Source organism: Stenotrophomonas acidaminiphila (assembly GCF_014109845.1).
Lineage (GTDB): Bacteria > Pseudomonadota > Gammaproteobacteria > Xanthomonadales > Xanthomonadaceae > Stenotrophomonas > Stenotrophomonas acidaminiphila.
Genome location: NZ_CP043567.1, coordinates 378,441 through 394,240 on the forward strand (window position 1 = coordinate 378,441; position 15,800 = coordinate 394,240).

9 protein-coding genes are annotated in these 15,800 nt (G+C 67.3%); all 9 read left to right on the forward strand.

What is annotated here, in order from left to right:
• Positions 1-24: 24 nt before the first annotated feature.
• The 9 genes from F0P95_RS01980 to F0P95_RS02020 all read left to right on the forward strand — a co-directional run bounded on the left by F0P95_RS01980 (position 25) and on the right by F0P95_RS02020 (position 15,710).
• Positions 25-1,143, forward strand: coding sequence for a PepSY-associated TM helix domain-containing protein (locus F0P95_RS01980; RefSeq protein WP_182335491.1), 1,119 nt, complete (start codon positions 25-27; stop codon positions 1,141-1,143).
• 531 nt (positions 1,144-1,674) lie between these two features.
• Positions 1,675-2,187, forward strand: a complete 513-nt coding sequence (locus F0P95_RS01985; protein ID WP_182335492.1) for a DUF2975 domain-containing protein — start codon at positions 1,675-1,677, stop codon at positions 2,185-2,187.
• Position 2,188: 1 nt separating this feature from the next.
• Positions 2,189-2,410 carry a helix-turn-helix domain-containing protein gene (locus F0P95_RS01990; protein WP_056932395.1) on the forward strand — a complete coding sequence of 74 codons (222 nt, stop codon included), beginning with the start codon at positions 2,189-2,191 and terminating at the stop codon, positions 2,408-2,410.
• A gap of 58 nt (positions 2,411-2,468) precedes the next feature.
• Positions 2,469-3,467, forward strand: coding sequence for an alpha/beta hydrolase family protein (locus F0P95_RS01995; RefSeq protein WP_182335493.1), 999 nt, complete (start codon positions 2,469-2,471; stop codon positions 3,465-3,467).
• 621 nt (positions 3,468-4,088) lie between these two features.
• On the forward strand, positions 4,089-6,593 hold the full coding sequence (locus tag F0P95_RS02000; RefSeq protein ID WP_232528736.1) for a response regulator: 2,505 nt from the start codon (positions 4,089-4,091) through the stop codon (positions 6,591-6,593).
• On the forward strand, positions 6,590-7,810 hold the full coding sequence (locus tag F0P95_RS02005) for an EAL domain-containing response regulator (protein ID WP_182335495.1): 1,221 nt from the start codon (positions 6,590-6,592) through the stop codon (positions 7,808-7,810). The genes F0P95_RS02000 and F0P95_RS02005 overlap by 4 nt, the downstream gene beginning before the upstream one ends.
• A gap of 119 nt (positions 7,811-7,929) precedes the next feature.
• Positions 7,930-11,160: a hybrid sensor histidine kinase/response regulator gene (locus tag F0P95_RS02010; RefSeq protein WP_182335496.1), complete on the forward strand. Its 3,231-nt coding sequence runs from the start codon at positions 7,930-7,932 to the stop codon at positions 11,158-11,160.
• Complete coding sequence (locus tag F0P95_RS02015) at positions 11,157-11,798, forward strand: response regulator (protein ID WP_182335497.1); 642 nt, start codon at positions 11,157-11,159, stop codon at positions 11,796-11,798. Before F0P95_RS02010 ends, F0P95_RS02015 begins: the two co-directional genes overlap by 4 nt.
• Before the next feature lie 258 nt (positions 11,799-12,056).
• On the forward strand, positions 12,057-15,710 hold the full coding sequence (locus F0P95_RS02020) for an autotransporter family protein (RefSeq protein ID WP_182335498.1): 3,654 nt from the start codon (positions 12,057-12,059) through the stop codon (positions 15,708-15,710).
• The last annotated feature ends 90 nt before the right edge of the window (positions 15,711-15,800 follow it).

Below are 15,800 nucleotides of genomic sequence, written 5' to 3' on the forward strand. Positions count from 1 at the left end.
TCGCCAGCAAGCGCGTTTCCGTCCATGCCCGAGCCGCCCCGCAAAGCGGCCGGCAGGCGCCGTTGGTTTGATCTGCACAGCTGGATCGGACTCAAACTGTGCCTGTTCATGGGCTTTGTCTGCTTCACCGGCACGCTGGCCGTGTTCGCCCAGGAACTGGACTGGCTGCTGCACGCGGAAATGCGCGTCACGCCGGGCGCGCAGCGTGCGAGCTGGGGCACGATGGTGGACGCCGTGCAGCGCGCCCATCCCACCTGGACACTGCAGGGACTCAGCGCGCCGCATGCCTCACGCTTCGCCGCCCGCGCGCAGATGCGTACCGATGAGGGCCGGCTGCGCTTCGTCTGGGTCGATCCATACAGCGGCAAGGTGACCGGCGATACGCACTGGTTCAACGTCCACCGCCTGCTGCGCAACACCCACCGCCACCTCATGCTGCCCGTCAGGTACGGCGTGCCCCTGGTTGCGGCATTGGCGATCCCGTTGCTGCTTTCGCTGGTCAGCAGTCTTTTCATCTACAAGCGCTGGTGGCGTGGCTTCTTCAGCTGGCCGCGCGCGGAACGGCCACGCCGCCTGTGGGGCGACATCCACCGCCTGTGTGGCGTGTGGAGCCTCTGGTTCGTGGCCCTGATCGCGCTGACGGGCGGGTGGTATCTCGTCGAATCGCTGGGCGGCAAGGCCACACCGCCCCCGAAGATATCCCTGCCTGGCAACGACGGGAGCGCGGTATCCGCATCGGCCGACCCGGCAGCCATCGACCGCGCCGTGGCCCTGCTGCGGCAACACTGGCCTGAACTGCGCGTGGCCGGCATGCAGCCCGGCACGGCAGGGACCGGCCTGCTCATCGATGGACAGGCACAGGCCTGGCTCGTGCGCGATCGCGCCAACGTGGCCGGCTTCGATCTGCGCGATGGCCGCCTGCTCGGGATCCAGGACGGCCGCACCCTGGACCTCCACCAGCGTATCGCCGAGATGGCCGACCCGCTGCATTTCGGCTCATTCGGCGGGTGGCCGGTGCGCCTCCTCTGGTTCTTGGCGGGAACGGCGCTCACCGCGCTCAGCTTTACGGGGGTCTATCTGTACGGGCTGCGGGTGGCGGACGCGTTCCGTTCGGCACGCAAGCGGAGAAGTCATGAAACCTGAGCACGGTCCCTGGCGGCTTGCCTGGCGCGGCATGGGTGCATGGCGATGGCTGTGGCTCGCACTTGCATTGGCCTGGCTCGCGCTGATTCCGCTCGAAGTGATGAAATAGTCACCGTCCGCCGGCGGGTCCCGCAGTGCGCGGAACGACCGGTGCGCCAGGAAATGGCTCTCGACCGCTCAGGTGACGCTTGCGACACGCGGTGCCCCACGTCGCCGGGCGCTGCGGCCATGCCCTTGCACGGCGTCCGTTGTGTCCATGCGCGAACCGCAACGGCCCGTGCCGTCCGTTCCCCGTAATGCTCCGGCTGTTGCCAAAGACAGAACAGGCACTGCCGGGCAGGCGGCGTCCGCCGCTGGATGGAACCGCTGGAGCCGGGTCCACCTGCGACCTTCGAGCTCCGGGTACCGGCGTGCCGCCGGTCCTCCGTGGAACAGCGATCCTGGCCATTGTGCACAGGCATGACTTCCTGCATATTTATTGATATACGATATGTCACATATCGTTTAACAACACATCGCACGGAGCCCTCCATGAATCGCATGCCCGCCAGAGCCCTGGCCGTGACCCGCCCCATCATCCTCGGGCTCACCGTCCTCAACCTGCTCTATGCCGTCTCCATTCTCTGCCTGCTCTGCGCGAGCTTCTTCATTGACGGCTGGCCGTGGAAGCCACTGGGCTTCGACCTCGCCACGATGGACCCCCGGGTACCGCTCGGCATGCGCGCGATCATGCTCGTGGGCATCGTCGGCGCTGCAATAGTGCATACGATCCTGCGGCGCCTGCTTGCGATCGTCGACAGCGTACGCGGCGGCGAAGCCTTCATACTGCCCAACGCGCAGCGGCTCAGTGCCATCGCCTGGAGCGTGCTGGCCATCGAACTGCTTCGACTGGCAGTGCTTGCCATCACCAAGTTTGCTTCGATACCGGGGAAGATGGACGGTCTCTCGCCGACACCCTGGCTTGCCGTGCTGCTCCTGTTCGTGCTGTCCGGCGTGTTCACGCACGGAGCACGCATGCGCACGGATCTCGAAGGGACCATCTGACATGGCCATAGTCGTGCGCCTCGACGAACTCCTGCACGCCCGTCGAATGACCCTCACCGAGCTTGCCGCACGCGTCGACATCACGCTGGCGAACCTGTCGATCCTGAAGACGGGCAAGGCCAAGGCCATTCGATTCTCCACCCTGGAAGCGATCTGCACGGCATTGGACTGCCAGCCTGGCGATCTTCTCGTCCACGACCCCTCGCTCACCACTGACGACTGATACGGCGCGCCACCCGCCGCCGGTTTCCGTCGCTTCCATTTCCAACGGGGAACCCCGCATGTTTCGCATCCTGATTGCCGCGCTCGCGGCGACGCTGGTCCTTGCCGTGCCCACGGCTGCCGGAAGTCCTGTCGCGACCTCGCCCACCTTCCTGTCGCAAACCGACTGCTTTGCATCCACGCCGGACTATGACAGCTGGCTGGATTCGATCCACAAGCGGACTGTGGACAGGCCGATACCCAAGGCGCTGCTGCAGTCCCTGGTCCCGGCCAGTGCATTCTCGTTCGCGCGTTCCGCGTTCGACTGCCACATTGTTTCGTACTCGAGCGATGGCCAGGTCGTCCTGGCCTACGTCATCCGGCCACGCATGATGGACGCCTCCGGGAAGCTGCCGCTGCTGGTCTACAACCGCGGCGGAAACGGCAATTACGGCAAGCTCGATCCTCTCCAGGTGTTCATGAAACTCCTGCCTCTTGCGAAGTCGGGCTTCATGGTGGTGGCGAGCCAGTACCGGGATGCGGACGAATTCGGTGGGAATGACGTCGACGATGTCATGCGCCTGATCGATCTTTCACTGGAGATGCCGGAGGTGGATGCAGAGCGCATCTTCCTTCTTGGGCAAAGCCGCGGCGCGATGATGAGTTACCTGGTCGCGCGCCGACGGGACGACATCACCGCCATGGCAACGATAGGCGGGGTCTCGGACCTGGTCGCCGGACTGGCGTCCCGTCCGGAGATGGAGCGCGTGTACAGCGCCCGGATTCCGGGCTACGAACACGATCGGCAGTCCGCGCTGGTAGCCCGCTCCGCGTTTCACTGGGCGGAGCAGCTACCCGCCGGCATGCCGGTGCTGCTGCTGCACGGCGAAGCCGATGATCGCGTCAGCGTCCAGGACCCGATCGCAATGGCTGCCCGGCTGCAGCAACTTGGCCGTCCTCACAGGCTGGTCGTCTACCCGGGTGATGATCATGGACTCCAACGCAACTGGCGCAGTGCCCACAGGGAGATTCTGGAGTGGTTCAAGAGCGCTGGAACCCATGCGCGCGGGACGCACTGATACAGTCGTCCTTGCTGCCCACCACGGAAACACTGGCGGAAACACTGCGGTCCGTCCAATGACGTGGACCGCCATGGCGGCCAGCGCTTTTCCGCGGACAGCCGCTCCCGCCATATCGAGTGACGCAAGTTCAGTCCTGCTCAAACGGCTGTCGGAACATGCCCGAACCAGTCTGCGCGATCGCCTCGATCTCGGATTCACCGGTGCGGAACTTCGTCCGGTGGACCGCTCTGCCCGATGCGTATACGCGGTTTCGATCACTGCACCGCATTTCTCTGGCTGGCGCGCAGCGGCAGAACCAACTTTAGGAAACGTCTGATGTGGGCGTGAGCAGCTGCGCTCTAGGCTGCAACGATGCTGAAGGGCTGTTGCCAGAGTCATAGACGTGCCGAAGTGCTGACGCTTGCGGCAAAGTGCACGCGCCTGCTGACCATTCTGGCATTCCTTCTATTCATCCTGGCATGTTCGTCCTATGTCCTCATAAGGGGAACGGCCAGCCTCTCAACGCGGCTCCAGGAAGCGGGTGCAGCCGCCCACAAGGCAACGAGCTACTTCGACCAGCGCGAAGCCCTGCTGCGGCACCTGGCCGATTCGGTGCGGGTGGGCAACCCGGACGCACCCATGGCGGACAGCGATGGCATGCGTCCGCTGCCGCTCGACGCTGCCGGCGGCCAGCCCGGCCAGCGACTTGCGCTGTCAGCCCGCACGGAGCACAGGCTGCAGGCGCTGCAGACGCGCCTGCTGCTGGTCGATGCAATGGGCGCACATTGGCTGGCCGGGGGCGATATCGAGATCGACCTGGCGCGCCTGCCATCACTGCGCGCGCTGCAGGCGCGCAGCGGCAGCCTTGGGGGTGTCGACCCGGTGTACTGGCTGCGCGCAGGTGACAGTGGCATCGCACTGGCCCAGCCGATACAGGCTGGCCCCCATCCGATGCAATGGCTGATGCTGCTGCTCGATGGCGAAGCTACGGCCGACGTGCTCGAAGGCCAGGGCATCGGCGGCTACACGCTGCTGGACGAGGGCGGGCGGCCCGCGCTGTCGAGCCAGGCGCCCCGCCTGGACAGCGCGGGCTGGAAGCAACTCCGCGAGCGCCAGGACGCCAGCGTCGGCACGGTGTGGGACGGCGGGCTGCCGCGTGGCGTGGCGCTGGTCAACAGTGTCGGCAATGATGGCTGGCGGCTGGTCCATTACCTGCCGCCAGCGCAGCTGCTGCGCGACCTCGCACTACCCCTGCTGGTCTGCGCGTTTCTGCTGCTGCCCGCCTGCGTCGCGCTGCGACTGCTGCGCCACCACGTCGACCGCACGCTGATCCAGCCGGCATTGCAGCAGCATCACCGGCTGCTGGAGAACCTTGACTTCGGCTCGACGGTGATCGACCTGGCACCGGTCGGCATCTGCGTGCTGCACCGCAGTGACCGCCACCTGCTGCTCTCCAACCAGTTGCTGCGCGACTGGCTTGGCGAGGATGACCAGGACGGCGACTGGCAGGCACCATGGCGCAGCCATGCCGGCGAGCGTGGCCGCGGCCTGGAATTCACCACGCGTGACGGCCGGCAGCTGCATGTACTGCATGCCGCCTGCCGCTACCAGGGCGACGATGTGCTGCTGTGTGCCTTCCACGACGTCTCGCGGCATCGCCAGGCGCAGGCGGCACTGTCGTCGGCGCGGCAGGCCGCCGACGCCGCCAACCAGGCCAAGAGCGCGTTCCTGGCCACCATGAGCCATGAGATCCGCACGCCGCTGTACGGCGTACTGGGAACGCTCGAACTGCTCGGCCACACCACGCTGGATGCGCGACAGTCGCAGTACCTGCGCACCATCGAGAGTTCCTCTTCGGTGCTGCTGCAGCTGATCAGCGATGTGCTGGATGTCACCAAGATCGAATCGGGCCAGCTCAGCCTGGAGCCAACCTCCTTCTCGCCACGCGAGCTGACCGAAAGCGTGCTGCGCAGCTTCGCGGGCTCTGCGACCTGCAAGGGGCTGCAGGTCCTGGTATGCACTGATCCGCGCGTACCCACGCGCGTGCTCGGCGATGCCGATCGGATCCGCCAGGTACTGGGCAACCTGCTCAGCAACGCGATCAAGTTCACCGAGTATGGCCGGGTGATGCTGCGCGTGCGCCAGGTACAGCGTGAAGCCGAATCCAGCGTCCTGGTCTGGCAGGTGACCGACACCGGCGTGGGCATTCCCGCCGAGGAGCAGGCGCGGTTGTTCGAACCGTTTCGCCAGGTACGCGGCGCGGCCAGCGCGCAGGGCACCGGCCTGGGCCTGTCCATCAGCGATCACCTGGTACGACTGATGGGTGGCGAACTGCAGGTGGTCAGCGAACCCGGGCTGGGCAGCAGCTTCAGCGTGCGCCTGCCACTGCCGGTGCTGCCGGTGGCCGACGATGGCCCCGCCCTGCAGCCGGAGCCGCCGATCCTGGTACGTGGCCGTGATCGCGAACTGGTCGACAGTGCATGCGGCTGGCTGCAGCGCTGGGGCGCCAGCGCACAGCCGCTGCTGGGCGATCCGGCCCTGCTCGACCACGACGGCGCGATCCTGGTGGACGACGAAGCGGCTCCGCCGCTGGCATGGGCGGGCCCGCGGGTGATGGCATCGATCGACGGCGGCGACCAGCCGACGGTGGCGGCCGATGGCAGCCTGGTGGTGTCCCTGCATTGCATGAGGGCGGTCGGCAACGCCCTGGCCAGCCTCCAGCAACGACGTGCCGAGTTGCCGGAAGGCAGCGGCGCCGCACCGCTCATGCCGCTGCACCTGCGGGTGCTGGCGGTCGAGGACAACCCGATCAACCGGGTCATCCTGGCCGAACAGCTGCAGGCGCTGGGCTGCGAGGTGGAGCTGGCCCAGGACGGCGTGGAAGCCCTGCAGCGATGCCGTGAGCAGGCCTTCGACCTGGTGGTGACCGACATCAACATGCCGCACATGGATGGCCACGCGCTCACCCGGCAGCTGCGCGATGAGGGCAATCCGGTGCCGGTGATCGGTGCCTCCGCCAATGCCACCGCCGAAGAACGCGAGCGCTACCTGTCCAGTGGCATGCAGGGCTACCTGAGCAAACCCATCGACATCGCCCGCCTGCGCAAGGCGATCACCGCCCTATGCCTAGGAAACCCCGCATGACCCAGCGTGTCCTGATCCTGGAAGACCAACCCTTCCAGCGCGGCTACCTCGCCAACCTGTTCGGCAGCCGCGGCGGGGTACAGGTCGACGCCTGCGAAGACGTCGAGGCGGCGATCGCGTTGTGCGCCTGCCATTCCTATGACCTGGTGGTGAGCGACCTGCTGATGCCTGGCCAGGACGGCATCCAGTTCATCCAGGCGCTGGCCGCGCAACCGCGCCCCCCACGCCTTGCAGTGGCCAGCATGGCATCCCGGCGGATGATGGCTTCGGCACGCCTGATGGCCGAGTCGCTGGGGCTGGAGGTGCTCGGCGTGGTATCCAAGCCGGTCACGGCGACCGACGTCGAAACCCTGTTTGACGCGCTGGCACAGGCACGACCGTCGATGGATGCCACGCCGGCGCAGGCCGCAACACTGCCCGAACCCGACGCCCGGCAACTGCGCCAGGCCATGGTCGACGGCAGCCTTACGGCCTGGTTCCAGCCCAAAAAGTCGCTGCAGTCAGGCCGCGTGGTAGCTGCCGAAGCCCTGGTGCGCTGGCGCCATCCACAGCTGGGTACGCTGACGGCGGGCAGCTTCCTGCCGGCAATGTGCCGCCACGGGCTGGAGGGTGAGCTGTTGCGGATGATGCTCAAGGCCAGCATCAAGGCGCAGGCACGCTGGCGCAGTCAGGGCTTCCGGGTACCGGTTTCGATCAACCTTCCACCGCATCTGCTGGAGCAGTCCGACCTGCCCGACGAGCTGTTGGCGATGACCCTGGCACTGGGTGGCACGCCGGGCGAGCTGTGTTTCGAACTGATGGAGAACAGCACCACGCGGCACGTCAGCGACTTCTACGCCGGCGCCTGCCGCCTGCGCATGAAGGGCTTCGGCCTGGCACAGGATGATTTCGGGCAGGGCCTGAGTTCGGTCCACAACCTGGTCAATACACCCTTCACCGAGGTCAAGATCGACCGTGCGCTGGTCAGCGGCTGTGCCCGTGATCCGGCCCTGCATCTGACCCTGGCGACCATCATCGCGCTGGCCAACCAGCTGGGCCTGATCATCGTGGCCGAAGGCGTGGAAAGCGATGCCGACCTGGCGGTGCTGCGCCAGCTCGGCTGCAGCCAGGTGCAGGGGTTCCTGATCTCCCAGGCGTTGCCCCCGGACGAGTTCACCCGCCTGCTGGACGATGAAGCGCCGTGCGCGGACGAAGCGGTGCAGGCGGCGCTGCGTTGAGCTGCGCTGCATGCCGGCTTCACGGAGCCGTCAAGCGGCATTGACGATCCTGTATGCGCTGCCGCGCCCGCCGGGCGCTGTCGATTGCCACTGACCGCCCACCAGCTCCGAGACCTGCCATGCCGGCCGAGGCCGCTCCCGTACGCCGACTCGCGCGCCGCTCACTGCGCGTCCATGCCCTGCTGATCGCGGTGGTGGTACTGGCCACGCTGCAGGCCGGGCTGCTGCTGTCGGTGGGCGCACGGTTGTTCAATGACGAGCGCAGCAAGATCGAGTTCCACTTCCGCCGCCTGGACGGCACGCTACGCGAGCAGGAACGCTTCCTGCAGCAATGGCGCCTGCACGATGTCGGCACCCAGGGGCAGCCGGTGGCGGATGGCAGCATGGGGCAGCAACGCGGCCCGCTGTTCGCCAACTTCGTGCTGATCGGGAACAACAGGAACATCACCCCGTCCCAGACCGAACTCGGGGATCGCTTCGTGCGCTTCTACGGCACGTTCTGGTCGGCCTCGCACTTTCCGCCGCCGCAATGCCTGCTGGTCGATGGTCAGGGCACGCGTGGCCTGCTGGCGCCGATGCAGATGACCGATACCGATCTCAGCCCGAACAGTCCGCACCACCTGCGCCCGCAGATCGGCGACATCCACCGGGCGCTGATCGACCAACCCGCCCTGCAGCGCGGCGGCATCGCCTGGATGCCCGTGCCCTGGCGCGATGGCCAGACCCGCCTGCTGGCCGTCGCCCATGCGCCGCAGGATGCACGCCTGTGGAGCGACGACGACGACGGCTCGCTGGCGGCACTGGCGTGCCTGCTCGATCCCTCCCGTGTCGATGACTACCAGCAGGTACTGGGCGTTCCGGTTTTCCAGCGGCTGTCGCTGTTCGACCCCGCCGGCCAGCGCCTTCTGGGCGATGCCGCCGATGCCAGCGATGCCGGCACGTCATGGCAGGCCAACGCGCACGGCCTGCGCTTCCGCATGCGCAGCGAGCGCGGCTGGCTGGCGGTCTATCACGTCGGTTGGCAACAGATCTTCCAGCATCCGCAAGGACCGCTGCTGGGCGCGACGCTTGTCGCGCTGCTGCTGGCGCTGGGCGGCATGCTGGTCCTTCGCGCGTATCGGCACTCGGTCATCGAACCGCTGCGCCGCAACCACGAACGGCTGCTGGAAAGCGAAGCCTTCAGCCGTACCGTCCTGGACAACGCACCGATCGGGCTGTGCCTGCTGCGACGTGCCGATGGCACTGTCCTGCTGGACAACACCCTCGCCCGCCGCTGGCTGGGCGAAGACCATCACGCCGGCGGCTGGCACGGCCCATGGCGCCGCAGCGTGCTGGCCGCCGGTGGCACCACGGCGGGCGATGGACTGGCCTATACCACGCCGGAAGGCCGCCACCTGCTGGTGACCGCGACGCAGGCACGGTATCGCAGCGAGCCCGCGGTGCTGTGCCTGTTCATCGACCTCAGCAGCCAGTACGAAGCCGAGCAGGTGCTGCAGCAGGCGCGGCGTGCCGCTGACCAGGCCAACCGCGCCAAGAGCCAGTTCCTGGCAACGATGAGCCACGAGATCCGCACCCCGCTGTACGGCGTGCTCGGCACGCTTGAACTGCTGGGCCTGACGCCACTGGACGCGAAGCAGCAGGACTACCTGGCCACGATCCAGCGCTCGTCTTCGACCCTGATGCAGCTGATCAGCGACATCCTGGATGTGAGCAAGGCCGAGGCCGGCCAGTTGAGCCTGGAGCCCAGCCCGTTCGATCCGGTGCGGCTGACCGAGGAGGCACTGGACTCGTACGCCGCCGTAGCCGCCAACAGCGGGTTGCAGTTCTACGCCTGCATCGACGCCGATGTGCCGGATGCGGTGTGCGGCGATGCGGCTCGGATCCGCCAGGTGCTCAACAATCTGCTCAGCAATGCGCTGAAGTTCACCGACAGCGGCCGCGTGGTGGTACGCCTATCCGCACGCTGGCAGGACGAACGCTGCTGGCTGCAGTGGCAGGTGGCCGATACCGGCATCGGCATCGCCAGCGAGCACCAGGCGCACCTGTTCGAGCCATTTTTCCAGGCCAACCCGGGGACCGATGCCATGCGTGGCACGGGCCTGGGCCTGGCCATCTGCGCCCACCTCGTGGCACTGATGGATGGCCACCTGCGCGTGGTCAGCGAGAGCGGCCTGGGCAGCAGCTTCAGCGTCGACCTGCCGCTGCCACCCGCGCAGCCCGATCCACAGCAATCACCGCCGCCGCGGCTGCCGCCGCAGCTGCAGGTGCAGGTACGCGGTGCCGTGCGCGAAATGGTGCAATCGCTGTGCGAGCGTCTGCAGCAACGCGGCGCGCATGCCGGCATCTACCGGGAGGACACCGCGGCCGGCATGGCACCGACGGCGGTGCTGCTCGATCTCGTGCTGGACGGCCCACTGCCGGCGTGGGAGGGAAGCAGCCCGCGCGTGGCGGCCTGCCGCGAGGGCGGCACGCAACCGCAGCTGATCGACGGTACCTGGCAGGTCGGCCTGCATCGGCTCGATGCCATCGTGATGGCCTTGGCCGCAGCCAGCGGGCAACCGTCGACGACCGACGCCGCGGGCCGGCTGCCACCGACGCGGCACTTCGGCCTGCAGGTACTGGTGGCCGAGGACAATCCGATCAACCAGGCGATCCTGCGTGACCAGCTGGAACAGCTTGGCTGCCATGCGGTGGTCGCCTGCGATGGCAACGAAGCGCTGGGCTACTGGCAGCAGGGCGCGTTCGCGCTGGTGCTGACTGACCTCAACATGCCCGGCCTGGACGGCTACGGCCTGGCCCGGGCACTGCGCGCGCGCGGCGTCAGCGTGCCGATCCACGGCGCTACCGCCAATGCCGATCCGGCCGAACGGCAGCGCTGCGAGGAGGCGGGCATGCAGGGCGTGCTGGTCAAACCGATCACCCTGGACGCGCTGCAGCGCCTGCTGACCCGGATCACCAACGGCCAGTCAGCGGTTCCAGACCATCAGGCACAGCCCGCGCATGTCATCGCGAACGGCGCCAATCCTCCGCTCCAGGTAAATCCGAAGATGCAGGCGCTGTTCGTGCAGACCATGCAGGCCGATCTGGACAGCCTGCGGGACACCATCAACGCGGCTGATCCAGGCCGCGTGGCGCAGGTGCTGCACCGCATCCGCGGTGCATTGGTCATCGTCGGTGCACCCGCGCTGGTGGACAGCGGCCTGCATATCGAGCAGCGCATCGCACAGGGTGACGGACTGGCTGCGCTGGCCGGTCCCCTGGATGGATTCCAGCACGGGCTGCTGCGGCTGCTGGCTCCCCTGCTCGACGACGCGACGCCATCCCTTCCTGACGACACGACCCCGCCATGACCACACGGATCCTCATCGCCGACGACCACCCGATCGTGCTCGCCGGCATCCGCGATGTGCTGGCCGGGGAACTGGATCTGGAAATCGTGGGCGAGGCCGCCGATCCGGCCACGTTGATCGAGCTGATGACGCGGACCCGGCCACAGGCGGTGATCACCGACTACAGCATGCCCGGTGGCGACCATTTCGGCGATGGCATCAAGCTGATCTCGTTCCTGCGCCGCAGTTTCCCCGACACCCGCCTGCTGGTGCTGACCATGGTGTCCAACCCATCGCTGGTGGCCGCGATGTATGCCGCCGGTGCCGGTGGCGTGGTACTCAAGAGTCATGGCCTGGGCAAGCTGGTGCAGGCCCTGCGCGTGGTGCTGGCCGACCGCGCCTATCGACCCCCTGGGCTGCTGCCGCTGGCTGCAGGCAAGCCGGCTGATGCCGATGCGGTCCGCGCGCGCCTGTCGCCCCGCGAGCTGGAAGTGATCCGGCTGTTCACCGGCGGCATGAGCGTGGGCGACATCGCGCGCCGGCTGCAGCGCAGTGCCAAGACGGTCAGCACGCAGAAAATCAGCGCCATGCGCAAGCTTGGCGTGGAAAGCGACCAGGCGCTGATCGAGTACTGCCTGCAGGCGTCGCTGTTCGCCTGAGCCCCACTACGGGTTGAACCTGCCTCCGCTGGCGGCCCTGCGCAGGCTTTAGGAAACGCCTGATTCCAGCCGGCGGTGCCGGTTCCTAGTCTGGCCGTATCCCGCCACGCTGCGCCTGCCCTCCGTCGCCCTGCCGCCGGAGGGCGGGGTGCCGGGGGTGCCTGCGCGCTGCCACCACCGAGGGCTTGCGCAGTAACCCGGCCCAGCCGCACCCGTTCGCGCAGCCGTGCTGCGCACAGCCACAGGAAGCCCATCAGCATGTACGCCTCCCCCACACGGCGCCGCCGTGCGCCCGGACGCGCGCGCCTCGCGCCTGCCCCGCTCCTTCCGAGCATGCTGGCCACCTCCCTGTGGGCGGTACTGCCGGTCCACGCTGCCGAACTCACCGGTCCCGTGCATGTCAGCGACGGCAACAGCCTTCAGCTCGGTGAGGATGACGTGCTGAACCATGCCGCGGGAAGCTTCGCGCTGACCGTCACCGGTGCCGGCAGCAATGCACTGATCGATGGCAGCCGCATCAACGTGACCGGCAATGGCAGCGCCATCTCCGCTGCCAATGGCGGCCATGTACAGCTGCGCGGTGCGACGCTGTCGATAGCGCCAGCCACCGGCACGGGCTTCTATGCGTTGTACGCCAACGGCGCTGGCAGCGTGATCGAAGCGTACGACGTCGAGATCGATGCCACGCGCAACGGCAGTGGATACGGCAGCGTCCAGGCGTACAACGGCGGCATCGTCCGCTACACCGGGGGCCGCCTGGCGACGACCGGTGGCGGAACGCTGGCCGGTGCAGCGGGCAATGGCAGCGAGCTGCATATGTCCGATCTTGTGATGAGTGCCGGCAAGGGGGGCAGCCTGCGCGCCGACCGCGCCGGCGTCCTGACAATCCGAAACAGCCGGATCAGCATAGCCCCCGGTGGCATCCTCGCCGGCATCGCCGTCGATGGGGTGGGCAGTCGTGCCGAACTCTACGACACCTATCTGGAAGGCGGCTGGTTCGACATCGACAGCGGCGGCAGCATCCTTCTGGAGAACGTGGAGGCGCATTCGGTGGGCGGCAGCATGCGCCTGCTGGGCAGCAGCCTCGACAAGACCTATTCCAGCGCGGTGATCAACGGCGGCAGCTTCCATACCGTCGGCGGCTACGGTGTGAACATCAACAGCTGGGGCAAGCTGACCGCCCGCGACGCGGCATTCGATGTCCGCGCAGGCAACTCCGGGTTCTGGCTGTCCAGCGATGAGTCGCGCCTGCAGCTGATCGACAGCACCGTCGACACCTGGACGGACATCTACGGCTACGGCGTGGAGATTTCCGGTGGCGTCGCCATCGTGCAGGGCGGCCGGATCACCACGCACGGCGATGCGACGTATGGCATACGCGTGACCGGCTCCACCGGCAGCACCGCCAGCCGCATCGAAGCCACCGGCAATGTGATCGAAGTACGTGGCAACGGCGGTGGCGGCGTGTTTCTCGGTGGTTCCACCGCAAGCGCACTGCTCGACACCGTCACGATCCGCGGTGACGGCGAGAACGTGTTCGGAATCGTGCAGATGAACACGGCACGGCTGGCCCAGGCCGACCGCCTGGACATCCGCATGACCGGCAGCAACAGCGTCGGCTACCGCTCCTACCTGACCGCGTTTGGCGCGTACTGGAACCGCGCCACCTTCAACGACAGCCACATCGAGACCGCCAACGGTACCGCGTTCTGGCTGCAGGGCAGCAACCACGCGCTGACCGTCAATGGCGGCAACGTGACCGCAGGCGACGGTAGCGGCCGCCTGCTGCGGGTCAGCGATACCGTGTTTTCCGATGGCAGCAGCGTGGCGACCAGCCGCATCGAATTCACCGCCGACGCCAGCACGCTGCACGGTGACGTGGTGGTCGACAGCGCGACGGCTGACGTACACATGATGCTGCGCAACGGCACCACCTTCAGTGGCGCGCTGCGCGACGACTCCGGCTACCAGGTCGCACGGTTGGCCATGGATGGCAGCAGTCAGTGGAACGTGCGTGCCGACTCCAGCGTGGGCACGCTCGAACATGCCGGCACCATCGCCTTCGATACGGGGGCGGCGGGCGACTTCAAGACCGTCACTGTCAGTGGCGACTACGTGGGCAATGGCGGCGCGTGGATCTTCAACCGCGCGCTGGGCGATGACACATCCCCGGGCGACCGGCTGGTGATCAACGGCAACAGCAGCGGCACCGCCAGCGTGAGCGTGCGCAATGCCGGCGGTGCCGGCGCCCTGACCCAGGAGGGTATCCGCCTGATCACCGTCGGTGGCCAGTCGGATGCGCAGTTTGTTCTGCAGGGCCGCGCCGTGGCCGGTGCGTACGACTACTTCCTGTTCAAGGGAGGCGTGTCGAGCCCGGACGACGGCAACTGGTACCTACGCTCGGAGTATGTGCCTCCAGTGGATCCTGTGGATCCGGTAGATCCCGTAGACCCGGTGGATCCCGTGGACCCGGTGGACCCTGTGGATCCCGTGGATCCGGTGGATCCGGTGGATCCCGTGGACCCCGTGGATCCCGTGGACCCTGTGGATCCGGTAGACCCTGTGGATCCCGTGGACCCGGTGGACCCTGTGGATCCGGTTGACCCGGTGGACCCTGTGGATCCGGTTGACCCAGTGGATCCCGTGGATCCGGTGGATCCCGTGGATCCCGTGGACCCCGTGGACCCTGTGGACCCTGTGGATCCGGTAGACCCTGTGGATCCCGTGGACCCAGTGGATCCGGTAGACCCCGTGGACCCTGTGGATCCTGTGGATCCTGTGGATCCTGTGGATCCCGTGGACCCGGTAGACCCTGTGGATCCTGTGGATCCTGTGGATCCTGTGGATCCGGTAGACCCTGTGGATCCCGTGGATCCGGTAGACCCTGTGGATCCCGTGGACCCGGTAGATCCCGTGGACCCTGTGGACCCTGTGGATCCCGTGGACCCGGTGGATCCGCCGCGTCCCAAAGTGGAACGTCCCGAGCCGGCGGTCTACCTGGCCAACCGTGCCGCTGCGTTGGACATGTTCCGGCATAGCCTGCACGACCGTGCCGGTGACCCCGCCACCGGAATCGACAGCAGCAGTGAAGTCGTGGGCTGGCTGCATCTTCGCAACGCGCAGCCCGACAGCCATGACCAAGGACGGCAGGTCCAGGTCGATGGGCAGATCAGCAGCATGCTCCTGGGCGTGGGACGTCGATTCGAGGCGGGCGGCGGCGAACTGCAGGCCGGCGCGATGGTCGGCCATGGCCGTGCACGCAATGACAGCCGCTCGAAGGTGACCGGCTACACCGCACGTGGCGTGGTCACCGGCACGAGCGTTGGCGCGTACGCGACCTGGCTGCAGGACGCACGCATGGAAGGCGGCGCCTATGTGGATGGCTGGCTGCAGTACGGCCGCTTCCGCAACAGCGTGCAGGGCGAAGGCCTGCAGAAGGAACGCTATGGCGCCCGCAGCTGGAGTGCATCGACCGAGGCCGGCTACGTGCTGCCGCTGCGGCGCAGCGTGCAGCGTGGCATCTACCTGGAACCCCAACTGCAGGTGGTGCACAGCCGCTATGACAGCGAGCGGGTGGTCGAGGCCAACGGCACGGTGGTCGAAGATCGCGGCAATGGCGAAACCAGCACCCGTCTCGGCCTGCGCCTGTACAGCCGTGGGTTGAGCCCGGCGCAGGGCCAGGTACATCCCTATGTGGCGGTGAACTGGTGGTCCGGCGGCAATGGCGCAGGCCTGGCGATGGACGGCGAGCGGTTGCGGCGACAGCTGCCGCACGACATCTACGAAGCCAAGGCGGGCGTGCAGATGGGACTGTCCGCCGGCTGGCGCGGTTGGGGTGAACTGAGCCGACAGAGCGGTGGCATGGGCTTCCGCGACGTCAACGCACAGATGGGCGTCCAGTACAGATGGTAAATGCGAGCCCATGCCGGAAACCCGCTGGGAGCTGCGCGAGCCCAGCGCAGCTCTGCATGCCCGTCGCAGTGCAGCTTTTGCAGCAGCCAA

Excerpts from the sequence above, each read along its gene's own strand:
- F0P95_RS01995 (WP_182335493.1), top strand. The coding sequence starts at position 2,469 with ATGTTTCGCATCCTGATTGCCGCGCTCGCGGCGACGCTGGTCCTTGCC.
- F0P95_RS01990 (WP_056932395.1), top strand. The coding sequence starts at position 2,189 with ATGGCCATAGTCGTGCGCCTCGACGAACTCCTGCACGCCCGTCGAATG.
- F0P95_RS02005 (WP_182335495.1), top strand. The coding sequence starts at position 6,590 with ATGACCCAGCGTGTCCTGATCCTGGAAGACCAACCCTTCCAGCGCGGC.
- F0P95_RS01980 (WP_182335491.1), top strand. The coding sequence starts at position 25 with ATGCCCGAGCCGCCCCGCAAAGCGGCCGGCAGGCGCCGTTGGTTTGAT.
- F0P95_RS02010 (WP_182335496.1), top strand. The coding sequence starts at position 7,930 with ATGCCGGCCGAGGCCGCTCCCGTACGCCGACTCGCGCGCCGCTCACTG.
- F0P95_RS02000 (WP_232528736.1), top strand. The coding sequence starts at position 4,089 with ATGGCGGACAGCGATGGCATGCGTCCGCTGCCGCTCGACGCTGCCGGC.
- F0P95_RS02015 (WP_182335497.1), top strand. The coding sequence starts at position 11,157 with ATGACCACACGGATCCTCATCGCCGACGACCACCCGATCGTGCTCGCC.
- F0P95_RS02020 (WP_182335498.1), top strand. The coding sequence starts at position 12,057 with ATGTACGCCTCCCCCACACGGCGCCGCCGTGCGCCCGGACGCGCGCGC.
- F0P95_RS01985 (WP_182335492.1), top strand. The coding sequence starts at position 1,675 with ATGAATCGCATGCCCGCCAGAGCCCTGGCCGTGACCCGCCCCATCATC.